This window comes from Taklimakanibacter albus, assembly GCF_016595235.1.
Taxonomy (GTDB): Bacteria; Pseudomonadota; Alphaproteobacteria; order Rhizobiales; family Aestuariivirgaceae; genus Taklimakanibacter; species Taklimakanibacter albus.
The window spans coordinates 647279-665667 of record NZ_JAENHL010000007.1; the positions used below are offsets into that span (position 1 = coordinate 647279).

The following is an 18389-nucleotide window of genomic DNA, read 5'->3' on the forward strand; positions in this document are numbered from 1 at the left end:
GAGCCGAGCGATGCGCAGGTGCAGCACTTCGCCGAAATCGCATCACCCCGTTGCGGCAAGTCCGAGGAGCTGGCGCGCTTCCGACACCGTCGCCGGATGACGGCCATACTCACCGCACAGCGCCGCGACACCTTTGACCAGCTCGGCATTGGAGGCGGCGAGACGGTCGCGGTCGATGCGGATATTATCCTCGAGCCCGGTGCGGCAATGCCCGCCGAGCTCCAGCGACCAGCGATTGACCTCAAGCTGATGCCGTCCGATGCCGGCAGCGGTCCAGGTCGCTTCCGGCATCAGCTTGTTGAGCTGGCTCACCTGGAAAGCGAGCACATCGCGGATCGCCGGCATGGCGTTTTTCACGCCGAAGACGAATTGCACATGCAAGGGCTTCGTCAGCACCCCCTCATCGGCGAGACGCAACGCCTGATAGAGCATCGACAGATCGAACACCTCGATCTCGGGCTTCACGCCATATTCCATCATCTTGTCCGCCAGCTCGCGGACGAGAGTTGGATGGTTCTCATAGATGATGGTCGGAAAATTGCAGGAGCCGGTCGAAAGCGACGCCATGTCCGGCTTGAGATGCAACATGCCGCCGCGCTCCGAGCCCTTGCCCGAGCGCCCGCCGGTCGAGAACTGGATGATCATGCCGGGGCAATGTTTGCGCAGCCCTTCGCCGAGACGGGCAAAGCGTTCGGGATCGGAGGTCGGCGTCTGGTCGTCTTTCCTGACATGGACATGCGCAATGGTGGCGCCGGCCTCGAAGGCCTCCTGCGTCGACTCGATCTGCTCGGCGACGGTGATCGGCACCGCCGGATTGTCCTCCTTGCGCGGAACCGATCCGGTGATGGCGACGGTGATGATGCAGGGTGTGGTCATGCGGTCCTGTTATCGTCCTGAGCGGGCCATTTGATGTGGGCCCGTATAGCATGGCGGTCGTCATCCACCCAGCCGAAGGGCCGTGCCTTGTCTTTCATCGCCGCGAGCCTGGCGAGCCAGGCGTCATTTCCCTCACGGCCTGCCAGCTTGACGAGCGCCGGCTCGCCGACCCAGACATGGCCGTCATCGGAAACCTCGCCCAATGTGCGCAGCGCCGCCATGATCTGCGCGACGGTGATGCCGACGCGGTTGACCTGGATCTCGAAGCGCCGGAAGTCGTCCGGCGCGTCGAGGCCCAATTCGCCTGTTTCAGAGACGGTGATGATCATGCTCAGGCCGCGTTGCTGCGGAGGCCCGGCACCCCGACCCCAATATCGGCGAGCTTGCCCAGCCGCTTCTCGACCAGCGGCAGCACTTCCTTGCCGAACATCTCCATCGATTTGAGCGTCTTCTGCTGCGCGACCCCCGGAATGCCCATGAACAGGCTCATATGGCTGGGCTCGAGCGCCGTGATATCGGCACAGAGCTTCTCGGCCACCGTCTCGGGATCTCCCATCAAGGTGCGCTCGGCGATCTCTTCCAGCGGCGGCTCGTCGGCGGCCGGCGTTTCCTTTAAGTATGCGCCGTCGAGCTCACCATATTTGTTGCGCATGGCCTGGCCGATGCGGCGCACATAACGCGCGCCATCCGCGGCTTTCAGCACATCGTCGCGGTCGTGGCTGACGAAGACATAACGCTGGATGGCGAAAGGCATGCGCGCAGCCTCGCCGCCCGCCGCGACATAGGTCTCACGCAATTTGTCCTTGATCTGGCGGATGACATTGACGGTGTTCCAGCCCGTGGTGACGAACGGCACGTAACCCCGCTCCACCGAGCGGCGCTGCGTCTCCATGTCGGTGGTGAGTCCCGCGACATAGACCGGCGGCCGTTCCTGGATGGTGCGCACCGAGAAATAGGTCTCCGGCAGCTTGATCTTCTGGCCGTTGAAAGAGACCGGATCGCCTTTCAGATAGGCCTCGACCAGATCCATCGTTTCGAGAAAAATCTCGCGGCCCTTCTTCAGATCGACGCCGAATTTGTGGAACTCATATTCCTGATAGCCGGTGCCGAAGCCGAGCACGGCGCGGCCGTCGCTCAATTGGTCGAGAAGGCCGATATCCTCCAGCATGCGGATCGGCTCATAGAGCGGCAGCACGATAACCGCCGGGCCGAGCTTGATGCGTTTGGTGCGCGCCGCCATGTAGGTGCTCATCGTCAGGGGCGACGGGCACAGGCAATAATTGGAGAAATGATGCTCGGCGAACCAGGCGATCTCGAAGCCGATATCCTCCGCGACACGAACCTGATCGGCCATCTCGGCATAGATCTCGCGCGGCGTCTTGGCCTTGTCGCGCTGGGTCATCAGGTTGAAGAGACCGAAATGCATACCTCTAACTCCCTAATCAGAAACCGACGATCGTCTCGCCGCCATTGGGGCTGATCGACTGCCCGGTGATGAAGTCCGCTTCCGCCGAGGCGAGGAAGGCGACCGCGCCCGACACTTCCTCGGGCTGCGCCCAGCGCTTGAGCGGCACTTTCTGCTCTTTCTCGCGAATGCGGTCCCAGCCCTGCACCTTGATCGGCATCTCGGTGATGACACCGCCCGGGCAGACCGAATTGACATGGATGTTCCAGGGTGCGAGCTCCTTGGCCCAGGCCTTGGTCAGGCCGAGAATGGCCGTCTTGGCGGCGCAATAATGGGATGCGGTATTGGCGCCGTTCATGCCCCAGATCGAGGAGATGTTGACGATCTTGCCGCGCCGGCGCTCTTTCATGCCGGGGATCACCGCCTGGCCGCAGAAAAACGATCCCTTCACATGGATGTCGAACATGCGGTCGAAATCGGCGACCGTGATGTCTTCGATGGCGAGATGCTGGCCGATGCCGGCATTGTTCACCAGGATGTCGATCGGTCCCAGCACGGCTTCCGCCTCCGTGACCATCGCCCGGATCCCGGCCGTGTCGGTGATATCGGTATGGGTGACGAAGACGCGCCGGCCCAGTTTCTCGACAGATTTCGCGGTGATCGCGGCTTCATCCTGCAAGACGTCATGCACGATGATGTCGGCGCCATAGCGGGCCAGGAGCTCGGCATGGGCACGGCCCATGCCGCGGCCCGATCCGGTGATCCAGGCGACTTTGCCTGCAAGCTTCATGCTCGGTCTTTCCATGATCGTTCCCTCAATAACCGACGATCACTTCGCCGCCATTGGGGCTGATGACCTGCCCCGTGACGAAGTCGGATTCGGGCGACGCCAGATAGGCGACGGCATAGGCGATCTCGACCGGCTCGCAATAACGCTTGAGCGGCACCTTCGCCTCCTTGGCCTTGAGGATCTCGGAATTGTCGAGCTTCATCGGCCCGCCGGAGCGCACGCCACCGGGCGCCACCGCATTGACATGGATGTTCCAGGGCGCCAACTCCTTGGCCCAGGCCTTGGTGAAGCCGAGAAGGGCTGCCTTGGCGGCGCAATAATGCGAGGCGACGGGAGCGCCCGTCATGCCCCACATGGAAGAGATGTTGATGATCTTGCCGCGCCGGCGTTCCTTCATCGCGGGGATCACTGCCTGGGCGGCGAAGAACGAGCCCCGGACGTGGACCGCGAACATACGGTCGAAATCCTCTTCCGTGATGTCCATCGTCTCGAGCCTTTGGCCGTAGCCGGCATTGTTGACGAGGATGTCGATGGGACCGAGCCTGGCCGCTCCCTCCTCCGCCATGTTCTTGACCTGCGCCACATCGGCCATGTCGGCGACGACCACATGAGCGCGCCGCCCGCGCTTGCGCACTTCCTCGGCGGTCGCCTGGGCGGGCTCGGCGCGGATGTCCGATACGACGATATCGGCGCCGCGTTCGGCCATCAGGATCGCATGGGCCCGTCCCATGCCGTCACCCGACCCGGTGATCAGCGCAATTTTACCTTCCAACAAGGGCATTCACGTCTCCTCTGGTATCAGCAATGTATCGGTGAGCGCCCAGCGGACGTCGACCTGATCTCCGGTCGCGAAAAACGCCGCATTGCGCTGAAAGGGCAGCCGCGCCGTCACCACCGCCTCATCGGCGAGCTTCACGCGGCAGCGGATGGTGCCGGCGGTGTAGACGACGTCGGCGATGATGCCGGGCAGCACATTCTGGCCGGCGGCGCCGTTGAAGGCCCCGGGCGCGCCGACGGCGATCGATTCCGGCCGGACGCAGACATAATGGCGTGACGCGGAAGCCACATCGCCGGGCGCCGACAGCGAAAGCCCTTCGCCGATATCGAGCTTCATGTGGCGCGCATCCGGCTTCGCGTCGTGGATCTTGAAGATATTGGCGTCGCCTAAGAAACTCGCCACGAAGATGTTGCGCGGATGTTCATAGAGCTCGCGCGGCTTGCCATGCTGGACGATCTCGCCGTCCTTCATGATGGCGATGCGGTCGGACATCGCCGCCGCCTCTTCCTGGTCATGCGTCACATAGATGATCGTCGCGGCGATCTTGTTGTGGAACGCCTTGATCTCGTATTGCATCTCCTCGCGCAGATTCTTGTCGAGGGCGCCCAAGGGTTCGTCCATGAGCAGGATGCGCGGGTCATAGACGGCGGCGCGCGCCAGGGCGACACGCTGCTGCTGGCCGCCCGACAGCTCGCTGATCCGGCGCTCGCCCATGCCGGACAGCCGGATGACGTCGAGCATGCGCTGCGTCTTCTCGGTCACTTCCGCCTTAGAGAGCTTGCGCAGGCGCAGTGCGAAGGCAACATTCTCGAACACCGTCAAATGCGGAAACAGCGCATAATTCTGGAACACCATGCCGATATTGCGCCGATAGGGCGGGATATCGACGATGTCGCGTCCGTCGATGAGGATGCGCCCGGCACTCGGCGGTATGAAGCCGGCAATGGCGCCGAGAAGCGTCGACTTGCCCGAGCCCGACGGCCCGATCAGCGAGAAGAATTCGCCCGGCGCGATCTCGATCGAGATCGGCTGCAGCGCCGTCACGCTGGAATAGCGTTTGGTAACGCCGTCGAGGACGAGACCCGAACCATGCTCAGCCATGCTGACCTGCCATGGCGCGGCCGCGCCTGATCTGCAGAAGGCTCACAATGGCGAGCAGGACGAGGGTGAAGACGAAAACCAAGGTCGCCACCGCCGCGATGGTGGGGGTGAGATAGTCGGCCAATTGCTCCCAGATGAGCCGCGGCAGCGTGCGGGTGGCCGCACCGGTGAGGAAAAGAGACAGCATGAGTTCGTCGAAGGAGGTTGCGAAAGCGAGGATGCCGCCGATGAGCATGCCGACCCGGATCATCGGGAAGGTCACCTTCCAGAAGGTCTGCCAGGGATTGGCGCCCATGGTCATCGCGGCGAGCTCGAGCGCGCCATTATAGCCGGTGACCGCGGCGGAGACGGTGATGAAGACGAGCGGAATGCCGATCACCGAATGGCCGATGATGGCGGCCACATGGGTGCGCAGCAACCCGAGCTCCAGCATGACGGGATAGAGGCCGATGGCGAGGATGACATGCGGCATCATCATCGGCGCCACCATGGCGGCCGAGATCAGGCCGGCCCGCGGAATGTTGCCGCGCACGATGCCGAGCGCCGCCAACGTACCGAACGCCACCGAGATCAGCGCTGTCGGAATGCCGATCAGGAGGCTGTTGATCGTCGCCTCGAGCCACAGCGGATTGTCCGCCATCGTGCCGTACCATTTGAGCGACCAGCTCTGCGGCGGGAAGGACAGATAGCTCTGGCCGCTGAAGGAGAGCGGCACGACCACCAGCATCGGCAGGATGAGATAGAGCAGAATGAGCCCGGCGAGACCGGCGAGAAGAGCGCGCCCCCACATGGTCAGAGCGCTCCCTTCAGATTGCCGGTCGCGTTGCCGGTGAGGCGCATATAGACGACATACATGGCCCCGGTGACCACCAGGAGGACAGTGGCAAGGCTCGACGCCAATCCCCAGTCGAGGATCACATTGGCCTGCTGCTCGATCAACACCGCCGCCATCAGATGCTGCGGCCCGCCGAGCAGCGCCGGCGTGATGAAGAAGCCGAGCGACATCATGAAGACCAGCGCCACGCCGGCGCTCACCCCCGGCATCGACAGCGGGAAATAGACTTTGGCAAAGGCGACCAGGGGGTTGGCCCCCATGATCTCGGCGGCGCGCAGCAGCGAGCGGTCGATGGCGCGCATATTGGCCAGGAGCGGCAGGATCATGAAAGGCAGCATGATATGGACCATGCCGACATGCACGGCGAAGCTGCCGGGCAGGAAACGGATGGCGTCGTCGAGGACGCCGGCGCCGATCAGCGCCTCGTTGAGGATGCCTTTGCGCTGGAAGACGACCATCCAGGCATAGGAGCGGATGACGGCGCTGGTCCATAGCGGAATGATCACGCAGGCCGCCGCGATCTGGAGAAGCGAACCGCTCAGCCGCGACATGACATAGGCGACGGGATAGGCGAGCAGCAGGCAGAGCGCGGTGACAGTGGCGGCCGTCTGTATCGTCGCCAGCAGCACCTGCAGATAGGGTCCGCCCGCCATGATGCGTTCGTAATTCTGCAACCCCCAGGCGGGGTCCGAGAAGCTCCGTAGCACCACGCGGATGATCGGGAAGACGAAGAAGGCGGCAAGGAACAGTGCCGGCGCCAGCAGCATCCAGCGATAGAGCCGCGCCACCGACCACGATACTTTACGCATCGTGGCCGGTGTGCCGGTGTTTGCCCCCTTCAGCATCAACCGATGAGCCAGGAATTGAACTTCTCGAGCGCGGCCTGGCTGTTGTCGGCCCAGAATTCGAGATCGAGCAGCCGGCCCTTCTTGAAGTTCTCGTCCGAGGACGGCAGCGTCGCCTTGACCTTGTCGTCGAGCAGCGCCAAAGCGGCGCGGTTCACCGGCCCATAAGGCAGCTCGCGCGCGAAGGCCGCCTGCTGCTCGGGCGACAGCGCCAGAGCGAGGAGCTCCATCGCCTCCTTCTTGTGCGGCGCGCCTTTCGGCACCGCCCAGGCGTCGTTGACGAAGATCGCCTGGTTGAAGTTGAAGTCGACCGGCGCGCCGTCGAGCTTGGGTTGGTGCACGCGGCCGTTCCAGATGGCGCCGACATCGACCTCGCCATCGAGGAAGACCTGCGCGCCTTGCGCGCCACGCTCCCACCAGACGATCTTGCTCTTGATCTTGTCGAGGCTCTTGAAAGCGCGCTCGATGTCGAGCGGATAGAGATCGGCGATCGCCACGCCGTCGGCGAGAAGCGCCACTTCCAGCGTCTGGAAGGGTTTCTTCCACAGGCCGATGCGCCCGTCATAGGCCCATACCTCGGCCCAGTTCTGCGGCGCCGGGCCTTTCAGATTGGCGGTGTTCCAGCCGATATTGTAGGCGGCGACATCGGTGAGCGCGAAGAACTCATTGGCCGCGCCCGGCAGCAGATTGGCTTTGTCGATATTGGTGTAATCGATCGGCTCGAACAGGCCCTGGCGGCCGAAGACGATGAGCTGCTCGGCCGGGCCCTGCATCATGTCCCATTCGACCTGCCCCTGCTCCACCATGGCCTTGAGCTTGGCGCCTTCATTGGCAGTGGTGACGATGTCGTTCGAGGTCTTCTCCTTGAAGGCGGAGAACACGGTCTTCTTGTAGGTCTCTTCGAGCTTGCCGCCGCCCGAGGCGAAGACGAGCTGGCTCGCCGCTTGCGCCGGCGTCGCATCGAGCCACGGCACGAGCGAGACCGCGCCCATCATGGCGAGCGCTTCGCGGCGTGTGAGTGAACCGGCAGTCTTATTCTTCATAGGCGCGTCCTCCTTGTTTTATGATTATCGCAGATTCTCGGGGGGTCTCATCCCGCCATCAGGATTCCCCCATTGGCGATGACGGTTTCGCCGACGACGAAACGATTGCGCGGCGACGCCAGGAACAGGATAACCTCGGCGATATCTTCCGGTTCCGCGGCCCGCCCGATCGGGATGGTCTTGATGCGCTCGGCGAGCCAGCTCTGGCTTTTCGCCGTCTCGGTGGCGATAGGCCCGGGGCTCACGCCATTGACCAGGATCTGATGCGGCGCCAGCTCCTCGGCGAGCGATTTGGTGAGGCTGACCACCGCGGCTTTCGCCGCCGCGTAATGCGGCAGCGCCGGCTTCGGGCGATAGGCATCGGTCGAGGCGACATTGACGATGCGCCCGTATTTACGCTCGATCATCAAGGGCATCAGCGCGCGCGTGGTGAGGAACGGAACCGTGACATTGGTGCGGAAGGTCCAATCCCAGTCGCTGAGCGTGATCTCATGGGCGCGGCCGTAGCGCCAGCCGCCGGCATTGTTGACCAATATGTCGAGGCGCCCTTCGCTGCGTGCCGCAATCTCGGCGCGGAAGCCTTCCAGCGCACTTTCATCCGCGGCATCGACGCCGAAACCATGGGCCGAGGCTCCCTCGCCGCGCAATCTTTCGGCCTGGGCTTCGGCGCCCTTGCCGTTGAGATCGACGAGGAAGACGGTGGCGCCCTGGCGCGCCAAAAGCGTCGAGACGGCGGCGCCCAACCCTTGCGCGGCGCCGGTGACCACCGCCACCTGATCCTGGAATTCCTTCGTCATGCTCGCGAAAGCGCTCCTGTTCCCGATCATTCAAGAATGAACCATTTGCTCTACTAAGTCAATCTATGAGTCATTTGTTGCATCACACTCTTTTCCGCTCTAGCCTTGGGGCTCCGTGACTAAGGAGAACCTCATGGCCGGGCCTAAGCGAAACATCGACACCAGCGTCTTTCACCGCGCGCCGAAGACGAAACTGCGCACCGCGGTGAAAGGCGACGGGCCCTATATTCTCGATGATGCCGGCAATCGTTATATCGACGCGTCGGGCGGCGCCGCGGTGAGCTGTCTGGGCCACAGCCATCCCGCCCCCATCCGCGCCATTCAGGAACAGGCGACGACGCTGGCGTTCGCCCATACCGGCTTCTTCACGTCTAATGCGCTCGAGAACCTCGCCTCCTTCCTGACCAGCGAAGCGCCCGGCAATCTCACCCGCGCCTATTTCACTTCCGGCGGCTCGGAATCGGTCGAGACCGCGCTTAAGCTCGCGCGCCAATATTGCGTCGAGACCGGACAGGCACAGCGCAGCCGCATCATCGCCAGGCGTCAGAGCTATCACGGCAATACGCTGGGTGCGCTTTCGGCCGGCGGCAATCTCTGGCGGCGCGCTGCCTATGAGCCCCTGCTGATCGGCGTCACCCATGTGGCGCCCTGCTATCCTTATCGCGACCGCGGCGCCCATGAGACGGAAGCGGATTACGGCCTGCGCATCGCCGATGAGCTCGAGGCGGAGATCCTGCGGCTCGGCCCCGAAACCGTGATGTGCTTCATCGCCGAGACGGTGGCGGGCGCGACCCTCGGCTGTGTGCCGCCGGTCCCGGGCTACCTCAAGCGCATTCGTGACATCTGCGACAAATATGGCGTGCTGCTCATCCTTGACGAAGTGATGTGCGGCATGGGCCGCACCGGAACGCTCTTCGCCTATGAGCAGGAAGGCATCGCGCCCGATCTCGTCACCATCGCCAAGGGGCTGGGCGCCGGCTATCAGCCGGTCGGCGCGGTCCTCGCCAGCGAGCGTATTTATGAGGCAATCGTCGAAGGCTCCGGCTTCTTCCAGCACGGCCATACCTATACCGGCCATGTCACCGCCTGCGCGGCGGCGCTTGCCGTCCAGGAGGCCATCCGCGACGAGAATTTGCTCGACAATGTGAAACGCGCCGGCAGCTGGCTGGCCGAGGGCCTGAATATGACCTTCGGCGCGCATCCCCATGTCGGCGACATCAGGGGCCGCGGCCTGTTCTGGGCACTCGAATTCGTCGCCGACCGCGCGACCAAGGCGCCTTTCGATCCCGACAAGAAGATCGCCGCGAGGCTCAAGGCCACGGCGCTCGATCACGGCCTCATCTGCTATCCGATGGGTGGCATCATCGATGGCCGCCAGGGCGATCACGTAATGCTGGCGCCGCCCTTCATCGTCGATGACGGCCATATCGCCGAGATCATCGGCAAGCTCGAAGCGACGATCAAGGAGGTGTTGAAGGGCTAGGCCATGATGAACGCAACACGTCACACTCCCTCACCCTGAGGTGCGAGCGAAGCGAGCCTCGAAGGGTATGGTTCAGTATTGTCGCTCTATCCTGAGGGACGCTTCGAGGCCCGGCTGCGCCGGGCACCTCAGCGTGAGGGATGTTGCAAAACGGTCTCTATTTCTCGCCGCCGAAATAGACACCGAAGGCGGCGAGCTGGCTTTCGGTCTTGGCGAGATTGGCCATGGTCTCCTCGCCGCTCTCCTGGATGAGCAGCGCGGCCAGCGCCTGGGCCACGGCAAAGGCCGGCAGGATGGTCGGAAACAAAGACGGCGTCTGGTTGGCGACGACGACACCGACCTTGGCCGGCGCCATGATGGGCGACACGCGGCTGTCGGTGACGGCGATCACACGCGCCCCCTTTTTCTGGGCGAAATTCACTGCCTTCACGCTGTCGCGCGCATAAGGGTGATAGCTGAAGGCGACCACCGCATCGCCCTTCTCGACCCGGCGCAGATCGTCAGCGAACGTGCCGCCGGTGCCGGTCAGGAGCACCGTCTTGCCCATGAACATCCGGCAGACATAGTGGAAATAGAAGGCGACCGGGAACAGGCTGCGCAGGCCCAGCACATAGACCGAGGGCGACGCGCTGATGATCTGGCAGGCCTGCCGGAGGCTCTTCGCCGTCGCCTCATCGAAAGTCTTCTGCAGATTGTCATGCTCATCGGCGACGATCCGGTCGATCAGCGCGTTGCGCGAGGATGTAGAACCTTTGCGCAGGCTTTGCGCGCGCCCCGACCACGAGGTTTCGACGCCCGCCTTGATGCGCGCCCGGAACTGATCGCGCAGCTGGTCGTAGCCTTCGAAACCGAGCTGCCGGGCGAAACGCAGCATCGTGCTGGGCCTGACCCCGGCTTTGGCCGCGACATTGCGCATCGAATTGACGGCGATCTCGTCGGGATTGTCGATCGCGAAACGGGCGGCGAGACGAAGCTGCGGGCTCAGCGAGTCGAATTGCTCGGTGATGAGCTTGTCGATGGCGGCGTCTGGCATGTTGGGCGTGAGCGCTCTTCAGGAGATTCTGTCGGCGCTCAGGATACTCCATTATTCTCCGCCCGCCAGTGGTTAGACCGCCACCGGCGCGACCCCGCCATAAGCGCGATTGGAATAGACGAGCGGCCGGCCTTCGCGCATGCGGGCTTCGGCCACAGCGCCGATCAGGATGTCATGGCTGCCATAGGGCATGCCTTGCGCGATCCGGCAGTCGAAGACGGCGAGCGCATCCTGGGCCGCGGGCGCACCCGTGACGAGCTGTTCCCAGCGCGCGCTGGCGAACTTATCGCCATCGGACGTGTTCGCCTGGCCGGCAAAGATGCGCGCGACTTCCATCTGCTCGATGGCCAGAACATTCACACAGAACACGCCGTTGCGGCGCAACGTCGCCATCGCCCGGCTTTGCCGGTTGATACAGATGAGAAGTGCCGGTGGATCGGCGGACAGCGAGCACATGGCGCTGACGGTGAGGCCGGCGCGCCCGGCAGGCCCGTCGGTGGTGACGACGCTGACGCCGCTCGCCAGCTGGCGCATTGCGGAGATGAAGTCGGTGCGAGTCTTGTCCATGACATTCAATATTTGCCGACGACGCGAAGGGCGCAAACGCAAAATAATAATGGTCGCATAAGCGCAAATGCTGACGGCGGCGACATAAGAGGAACTAATGCCTCGTAAGATACGGAGTTTAACTAATTTGGGCCGGCCCTTGCGGCGTGATAGGCGAGGAGAGAGGAGATATGGCCATATGATCAAGCTCGGTCTCTTCAGCCTCATGGGGCTCTATGACCGCAACACCTCGCCCGCCTCGGTCATCCAGACCACGCTCGACATGGTGACGATGGCGGAGGATCTCGATTTCGACATCGCCTGGTTCGCCGAGCATCATTTCACCAATCACTCGATCTGCCCTGATGCCCTGATGATGGTGACACGCGCCGCCGCCACGACGAAACGTATTCGCTTGGGACCCTGTGTGCTGCCATTGCCCTTCCACAATCCGTTGCGCCTCGTCCAGGAGGTCGCCTTCGCCGATCTTCTGACCGGCGGCCGTCTGGCGCTCGGCCTCGGCTGTGGCTATCAGCCCTACGAGTTCGACCGTTTCGGCATCGATCCCCGGCACAAGCACGACATGGTGCTCGAGATCTGGGACATTCTCGAGCAGGGCCTGCGTACCGGCGCCATCGCGCACAAAGGCATATTCTTCCAGATCGCGCCGACCGAATTGCCGATGCGGCCCTTCGGTCTCGATCTGCCGGAGATCTTCGCGGTCAGCACCAATCCCGCGATTGTCGCGCGCGCCGCCCGTGGCGGCCACACGCCCTTCATGAGCTTCGGTCACCGCGGCCTGGCGGCAGCTCTGCAGAAACGCCGACAAATCGCCGACGGCTGGGCCGGGGCTGGCGGCGATCCGGAGAACATGCCGCTTGCCGTACAGCGCTTTATCTATGTCACCGAGGATCGCAGCGAAGCGCTGCATGCCGTCGAATGCGTGCGCAATCTGTCGCGCGCCGAGCACAATCTGAGGGGGGCCGCCGTTGATAAGGACGGGCCGTTCGTGCGCCTGATGCCGTTCCATGACGAACCGCCGCTCGATGATTTTCTCGCCCATGCCGTCATCGGCGGCGCCGAATATTGCGCCGAGAAGCTCACCGCCGAGATCGCCGCGCTCAAACCGACGCATCTTTCCTGCTTCATGGGCCTCGCCGGCATTGGTCGAAAAGAAACCCTCGCTTCGATGGAGCGTTTCGGGGCGGAGGTCCTGCAGCTGCTCGAGCCGGTGCTCAAGGCACGAGGCCTCGCCGATGCCGCTTGATAAACCCGCTGCCGGCAAGGCGCGACGGCTTCCGCCGCTCAATCTGTTTCGCGCCTTCGATGCCGCCTCGCGTCATTTGAGCTTCACGCTCGCCGCCGAGGAATTGCTCGTCACCCAGTCGGCCGTCAGCCAGCAGATCCGCCAGCTCGAGGAATTCCTCGATGTGCGGCTGTTCCGCCGCCTGCCGCGTGGCCTCGAGCTCACCCATGAGGGAACGGCACTTGCCGGCTCGGTGTCGGAGGCGCTCAACATGATCGGCCGCGCCTGCGGCAAGCTCGCCGACCCCACCGCGCCTGCGATATTGAGCGTGAACGCGGCGCCGGCTTTCGCCTCCAAATGGCTGGCCCCGCGCCTTAAGCGTTTCATGGATCGCCATGAGAATATCCGGGTGACGCTGCTGAGCTCCTCCGACCCGGTCAATTTCAATCGCCAGGACATCGATGTCGCCATTCGCTGGGGCGGCGACGACTGGGACGGCATGCATGCCGACCCGATCGGCGGCGGCGCCGCCTTGGCCGTTGCGAGCCCGACCTTGCTCGACGGGACGCCCGCCGGCGCGACGTTGAAAGACTTGCGCCACCTCACCCTTCTTCAGGTCATCCACCAGCCGCACTGGACGCTCTGGGCGGAAGCTGCGGGGCTTGGCGAGACGGGCTTCGCCGACACGCTCTATTTCGGCGATGCCGGTCTGATGATCGATGCGGCTCTCCAGGGACAGGGCATCTGCTTCGCAACACCGCTCCTGGTCGAGGCTGAAGTGCAGGCCGGGAGACTCGTCCCCATCGCCGGCAGTGAGATCGATCTCCCTGAGCGCTTCCACCTGCTCTGCAATCTCGACATGCGCGACAAGCCGAAAATTTCGCTGTTTCGCGAATGGTTGTTGGGTGAGGTGACAGCATGATGAGCGGGTTTTCGGCCCGAAACGCGGCAATGCCCTTTTCAATTGGCCGCGCCTGATGTATCCTTGGGTAATAATCATCTCATAAGAACACGTCCGGGAAACGAGGCTGCAGCTGCGCTGTAGCTATCGCCTTCCACCGCCAAGAAAATCCGCGAATTTCGTACCGTGCCGAATCCATAGCCACAGAGGGCGCAACTGGAGTGGGCAGATATGTACCGCGATTTCCTCAAAGCCGCGGGCAAGGCGGCTATGCCGAACCAGCCTGAGGTTCTGACCCCTGGCATCTTGCGCTTCACCTTCGAATACAAGACCAAGCCGAACAAGACCCGCGAGCGCCGCCTCTTGCGCGCCCTCATCGGCAGCGACCGGTTCCAGTTCTTCCCGCTTCCACCCGGTGAAGACCCGCTGATCCATGTGCTGCAGTTCCCGGGCGTTGTCCGCCAGCAGTCATCGAGCTTCCTGTTCGACGTCGCCCAGCATCTGGTCGATGATTTCGATCTCGAATCCTGTGTGCCCGATGTCGATCCGGGCTGGATTCCCGACGATGATCTGATGCGCCAGTCGCCGGAATCGATCGGCGGCATATTCTGGACATTGTGCAAGTCCAATGCGGCGGCGCCGACGCAGCAGCGCTGGGCGGTCCAGGCGATCAAGGCCGATCAGGCCTGGTCGGCTTTCAATACCCGCGGCGAAGGCATCCTGATCGGCCAGCCGGATACCGGCGTCGCCGACCACCGTGAGCTCGACACCGCGCTCGATCTCGCCAAGGGCAAGGACATATTGGCGGGCTCGGGCCTCCCGATCGATCCCCTGTCGTCTTCCATGTCGTCTCCGGGCCACGGCACCGGGACATCGAGCGTCGCGGTCAGCCGCGCCTCGCTGTCGATCATCGGCAGCGCGCCGGGCGCGACTTTGGTTCCCGTCCGCTGCATCGACAATGTGGTCATCGGCGCCGGCGGCGCCGTCGCCGCGGCGATCGACCATGCCCGCCTGCAGGGTTGCCATGTCATCACCATGAGCCTCGGCGGTCCCATCGAAGGCGCCGACCTGAAGCGCGCCATTGAGCGCGCCGTCAAGGCCGGCATGATCGTGCTCGCCGCCGCCGGCAACTGTGTCCCCTTCGTGGTCTATCCGGCCTGGGACAAAAACGTGATCGCCGTCGCCGGCGTCAATCACAAGGACAAGAAGTGGAAGGGCTCGTCGCACGGCTCGAAGGTCGACGTCTCCGCCCCCGCCGAGAATGTCTATATCGCCCGCCGCAACGGACCCGCCGACACCAACAAGGCGCTGGTGGAGCCGGGCCAGGGCACCTCCTTCGCCGTCGCCTTGACTGCAGGCTGCGCGGCTTTGTGGCTGGCGCGCCACGGCGTTCCGGCGGTGCGCACCGAAGCCACGAAGCGCGGCACGACGGTGCATGAGCTGTTCCGCTCCGCCGTCAAGAAGACGGTGCGCAAGCCCGCCAACTGGCCGTCGAACTCGCTCGGCGCCGGCATCGTCGATGCGCTCGCTTTGCTCAAGCTGCCTCTCGCCGCCATTCCAGCCGCGGCGCCGGTACCCGAAGCCAATCCCGGCGCCAAGATCCTGGAATCGGCCGGCGCTCATCCGCGCTTCGTCGCCGAGGCGGGTTATCTTGCCGCCGACCGCATCCAGCGCCAGATCCCCGAGCGCGCCGGCGCGCTCGAAAGCGCCACACCACCGCGTCCCAGCGATGCGCTCGCCAAGGCGCTGCACAAGCCGGCAAAACCCATCCCGAGCGACAAAAAGCCCGGCTCCGCCGCCCACGGCCCACGCACCGCTTTTGTCGGTCCGCGCGTCCCCGAAGCATCGCCGGCGGGATTCGCAGGCGCACAGTCTTCGCCGGAAAGCGCCGTCAGCGGAATGGTCACCGAAGCCGGCCCGCAGAAGATGCTCGACCGTATCGAGAAGGCGCTGAATTTCCGAGCCTCGAAGTCGGCGGCCACGGAATCGGCAGCAAGCAGGCATCGCGAATTCATGACGGACGCAGAGGAAGTCGTCACCACACTGGCGACCGGCGCCTCCCCTGGCCGACGTTCCGCGCAAATGCTGCGCGCCACCACCGAGGCCATCGTCCTGCTCACCGGCAGGCCGGCGCTGCGCATCGTCAAGGGAATGGTCGATCCCGATGATCCGCAGCTCGGCGACTGGGCGGCATCCCTGGGCCCGGCCCGTAACGCACTGAAGCCGCTGTTCGATGCCGTCGGCCGCATCGACGTGAAGACCGTGGATGGCCAGGTCCATGTCGGCACCGGCACCGTCATCGGCAAGGGCCTCGTGATGACCAACCGGCATGTCATCGACGTCTTCGCCGAACCGATGCCGGCGGCGGGCGGCAAGCAGCGCTTCCTGCTCAATGGCGACGTGTCGATCTGCTTCGACGAGGCAGCCCAGGACGACACGCGGCGTTTCGCCGTCAAGAGCATCGTGACCGCCGGCCGTCAACGCATCGGTCCCTATGTCGACCTCGCCAAGCTTGATGTCGCGATCCTGGAAGTCGAAACGACCAACAAGGCCGGCAAGGCACTGCCCAAGGCGGCCGGCCGCGCGCCGCTATTGACCGGCGCCGGCGCGAAATCGAATCTCGTCGTGGCGGGTTATCCGGCGGCGCCGCCGCGCGAGGCCGCGATCGACCCCGACACCGGCAAAGTGTCCACTGCCATCTGGGATCGCTTCTTCGAGCTGTTCGGTGACGATTACGGCATGAAATATGTCTGCCCCGGACGCATCCTCAATCAGCCGGGTTCGGTCGCCGGCGACAAGATAGGCTGGGCTTTCAGCCATGACGCCACCACGCTCGGCGGCAATTCCGGCTCGGCGGTTCTGAGCCTCCATGCGCCCTATGGCGTGGGCGGGCTGCATTTCGGCGGCGAGGTGCTGCGCCAGAATCTCGCGCATGATCTCGCCACCATCGCCGCGGCGGCGGGCAGCAAGCCGGGGCTTATCGATCTCACCGCCTTCGGATCCTTCTTCCCGGCCAAGAAGAAGAAACCACCGGCCAAGAAGAAGCCGGTCAAGAAGAAGGCCGGACGGCGCTGACGATCTCAGTCGACGGCGATCTCGGGTCCTGCGATATGCACGGCGAGCAGGCAGCCATTGGGCGTGTGGGAGCAATGCTCGGTCCCATCGCGCAACCAGACGAGATCGCCGGTCTTGAACACCGTGCCGTCATTCTCGATCAGCTCGCCTTCGAGAATGAGGAACTGCTCATGCCCATTGTGCCGATGCGGCCGCGTCGTCATGCCGGCGGGCATGCGATAGACATGGAAGCCGGTGCCGAGCGGCAGGTCGTCGGCGAGCTGCAATATGCCGTCGCCCAGCGCCTCGCCGTCCGGATAGACGAAAGGCTCGAACCTGGCCGAGTGGATATTGGCGACGCGCCGGTCTTCCGGCTTCACTTGTTTCATGGCGTAGCTCTCCTCAATTCTGATCGTGGCGGCGGATCCATTCGTGGAAACGGTGGACCTCGAATTCCTGCGGCATCAGCGTGCCGTGGCGGTAGCGGCTCGAATGCAGGCCGCGCTGGTTCATCTCGCAGGCCGCACCGTCCTGCACCATCACCAGCGTGGCGAAATCGACGACCGGCTTCGGATCGAAGCCCGGCGCCGCGAGCGCATCGGGCGCGAACAGGAACTCGGCGCGAAGCTCGGTGCGCTCAGGCCCCAGGGGCGTGAGCGAAACGGCACGCACGAAATCGGCATGGGCGACGATATACATCGTCGGCAGCAAGGTCACGAAATGCGAGCCCGCGGCGAGCTGCTCAGGCGTCAGGCGGGGGAAAGGTGGCGCGCAGAGCTCACCGGTCATCGACCAGGTGCTCGCTCCGTCTTTCAGCTGATGCGTCGGCAGGGGCGTGTCGGGCGTCCAGTCGGGCGCCTCATTCGCCGCCATGTAACCCTTGCCATAGACCGGCACCATGGCCGACAGCTCGGGGTGAATGCCCGGGCAGTGCAGGCATTCATTGTAGTTCTCCCAGAAGATCTTCCAGTTGCAGGCGATCTCCTTGACCATCACATGGCCGGTCACGAGATCGCGCATCGGCCAGTTGTCGAGGCGGCCGGCGCCCGGAACACTGTCGAAGTCGGGCGGATCATCGGCAAGACAGACGAAGGCGAAGCCGTTCCACTCCTTCACCGCAACCTGGAAGAGTCCCTGCTCCTCCTTCTTGAAGTCGGGCGTGATGGAGACGAAAGGCATGCGCACCAGCCGGCCTTTCAGGTCATAGGTCCAGCCGTGATAGGGGCACGCGATGAGCTTCGATTTGAGCCGCCTCTCAGGCGCCGCGCAGAGCTCGGCGCCGCGATGCCGGCAGGTATTGTGGAAACAGGTGAAGGCGCCCTCGGCATCCTTCACCAGGATCAGATTCTCGCCCGCCACCGAAAGGCGCCGCATCGACATCGCCGCCATGTCGTTGGCGCGTCCCGCATACACCCAGTTGCGCGCCCAGATCATCTTCTGCTCGCGCGCGAAATGATCCGCGTCGTAATAGGCGACGGCCGGCAGGGTCGCCGGACAATGATCGAGGAGCGGCGAAGACGGAACGGGCGAATGCGGCTTGTTCACGGGGACTGGTTCCTCCCTCGCTGGGGCGGTGAATGATGTCAGCCTGTCAGAATTCTGATTGAACTGTCAATCAGAATGCAGAAACACCTCTCGAGGCACATATTGGTAGCG

18 protein-coding genes are annotated in these 18389 nt (G+C 63.9%); 4 read left to right on the forward strand and 14 right to left on the reverse strand.

Translation table 11 applies throughout. The annotated features are described in order from the left end of the window. Window positions 1-42: 42 nt before the first annotated feature. From JHL16_RS14665 to JHL16_RS14710, 10 genes are read right to left on the reverse strand one after another with little or no spacing between them, the layout of a single operon-like run. The gene (locus JHL16_RS14665) at window positions 43-876 is read right to left on the reverse strand and encodes a 3-oxoadipate:acetyl-CoA acetyltransferase (protein ID WP_200185578.1); all 834 of its coding nucleotides are present in this window, start codon (window positions 874-876) and stop codon (window positions 43-45) included. Continuing rightward, the gene (locus JHL16_RS14670) at window positions 873-1205 is read right to left on the reverse strand and encodes a hypothetical protein (RefSeq protein WP_200185579.1); all 333 of its coding nucleotides are present in this window, start codon (window positions 1203-1205) and stop codon (window positions 873-875) included. The genes JHL16_RS14665 and JHL16_RS14670 overlap by 4 nt, the downstream gene beginning before the upstream one ends. 2 nt (window positions 1206-1207) lie before the next feature. Then, the gene (locus JHL16_RS14675) at window positions 1208-2302 is read right to left on the reverse strand and encodes an LLM class flavin-dependent oxidoreductase (protein WP_200185580.1); all 1095 of its coding nucleotides are present in this window, start codon (window positions 2300-2302) and stop codon (window positions 1208-1210) included. A 16-nt stretch (window positions 2303-2318) separates the two neighbouring features. Further along, window positions 2319-3071: an SDR family NAD(P)-dependent oxidoreductase gene (locus JHL16_RS14680; RefSeq protein WP_200185581.1), complete on the reverse strand. Its 753-nt coding sequence runs from the start codon at window positions 3069-3071 to the stop codon at window positions 2319-2321. Between the two features lie 25 nt (window positions 3072-3096). Further along, window positions 3097-3852, reverse strand: coding sequence for an SDR family NAD(P)-dependent oxidoreductase (locus JHL16_RS14685; protein WP_200185582.1), 756 nt, complete (start codon window positions 3850-3852; stop codon window positions 3097-3099). Beyond that, window positions 3853-4950, reverse strand: coding sequence for an ABC transporter ATP-binding protein (locus JHL16_RS14690; protein WP_200185583.1), 1098 nt, complete (start codon window positions 4948-4950; stop codon window positions 3853-3855). After that, a complete protein-coding gene (locus tag JHL16_RS14695) occupies window positions 4943-5740 on the reverse strand; it encodes an ABC transporter permease (RefSeq protein WP_137858223.1) in 798 nt (265 codons plus the stop codon). The genes JHL16_RS14690 and JHL16_RS14695 overlap by 8 nt, the downstream gene beginning before the upstream one ends. 2 nt (window positions 5741-5742) lie before the next feature. Then, on the reverse strand, window positions 5743-6594 hold the full coding sequence (locus JHL16_RS14700) for an ABC transporter permease (RefSeq protein WP_200185584.1): 852 nt from the start codon (window positions 6592-6594) through the stop codon (window positions 5743-5745). 35 nt (window positions 6595-6629) lie between these two features. Continuing rightward, a complete protein-coding gene (locus tag JHL16_RS14705; protein ID WP_200185585.1) occupies window positions 6630-7673 on the reverse strand; it encodes an ABC transporter substrate-binding protein in 1044 nt (347 codons plus the stop codon). Window positions 7674-7720: 47 nt separating this feature from the next. Further along, window positions 7721-8470, reverse strand: coding sequence for an SDR family NAD(P)-dependent oxidoreductase (locus JHL16_RS14710; RefSeq protein WP_200185586.1), 750 nt, complete (start codon window positions 8468-8470; stop codon window positions 7721-7723). 133 nt (window positions 8471-8603) lie between these two features. Between JHL16_RS14710 and JHL16_RS14715 the strand changes: the two genes are divergently transcribed. Beyond that, window positions 8604-9953 (forward strand): aspartate aminotransferase family protein, encoded by a 1350-nt coding sequence (locus JHL16_RS14715; RefSeq protein ID WP_200185587.1) that lies wholly within the window; start codon window positions 8604-8606, stop codon window positions 9951-9953. Between the two features lie 157 nt (window positions 9954-10110). Here the strand turns inward: JHL16_RS14715 and JHL16_RS14720 are convergent, their stop codons facing one another. Next, window positions 10111-10986 (reverse strand): MurR/RpiR family transcriptional regulator, encoded by an 876-nt coding sequence (locus JHL16_RS14720; protein WP_200185588.1) that lies wholly within the window; start codon window positions 10984-10986, stop codon window positions 10111-10113. Window positions 10987-11058: 72 nt separating this feature from the next. Further along, entirely contained in the window at window positions 11059-11553 is a 495-nt protein-coding gene (locus JHL16_RS14725; protein WP_200185589.1) for a flavin reductase, read from the reverse strand. A 178-nt stretch (window positions 11554-11731) separates the two neighbouring features. Between JHL16_RS14725 and JHL16_RS14730 the strand changes: the two genes are divergently transcribed. The 3 genes from JHL16_RS14730 (at window position 11732) to JHL16_RS14740 (ending at window position 16754) form a co-directional block, all read left to right on the forward strand. Continuing rightward, window positions 11732-12799 (forward strand): LLM class flavin-dependent oxidoreductase, encoded by a 1068-nt coding sequence (locus JHL16_RS14730; RefSeq protein ID WP_200185590.1) that lies wholly within the window; start codon window positions 11732-11734, stop codon window positions 12797-12799. Then, entirely contained in the window at window positions 12789-13700 is a 912-nt protein-coding gene (gcvA, locus tag JHL16_RS14735) for a transcriptional regulator GcvA (RefSeq protein WP_200185591.1), read from the forward strand. Before JHL16_RS14730 ends, gcvA begins: the two co-directional genes overlap by 11 nt. 210 nt (window positions 13701-13910) lie before the next feature. Further along, window positions 13911-16754 (forward strand): S8 family serine peptidase, encoded by a 2844-nt coding sequence (locus JHL16_RS14740; protein ID WP_200185592.1) that lies wholly within the window; start codon window positions 13911-13913, stop codon window positions 16752-16754. 5 nt (window positions 16755-16759) lie between these two features. Here JHL16_RS14740 and JHL16_RS14745 read toward each other — a convergent pair whose 3' ends face one another. Both JHL16_RS14745 and JHL16_RS14750 read right to left on the reverse strand, forming a co-directional pair. Then, window positions 16760-17122, reverse strand: coding sequence for a cupin domain-containing protein (locus JHL16_RS14745; RefSeq protein ID WP_200185593.1), 363 nt, complete (start codon window positions 17120-17122; stop codon window positions 16760-16762). A gap of 13 nt (window positions 17123-17135) precedes the next feature. Further along, window positions 17136-18278 (reverse strand): aromatic ring-hydroxylating oxygenase subunit alpha, encoded by a 1143-nt coding sequence (locus JHL16_RS14750; RefSeq protein WP_348647215.1) that lies wholly within the window; start codon window positions 18276-18278, stop codon window positions 17136-17138. Between the last annotated feature and the right edge of the window lie 111 nt (window positions 18279-18389).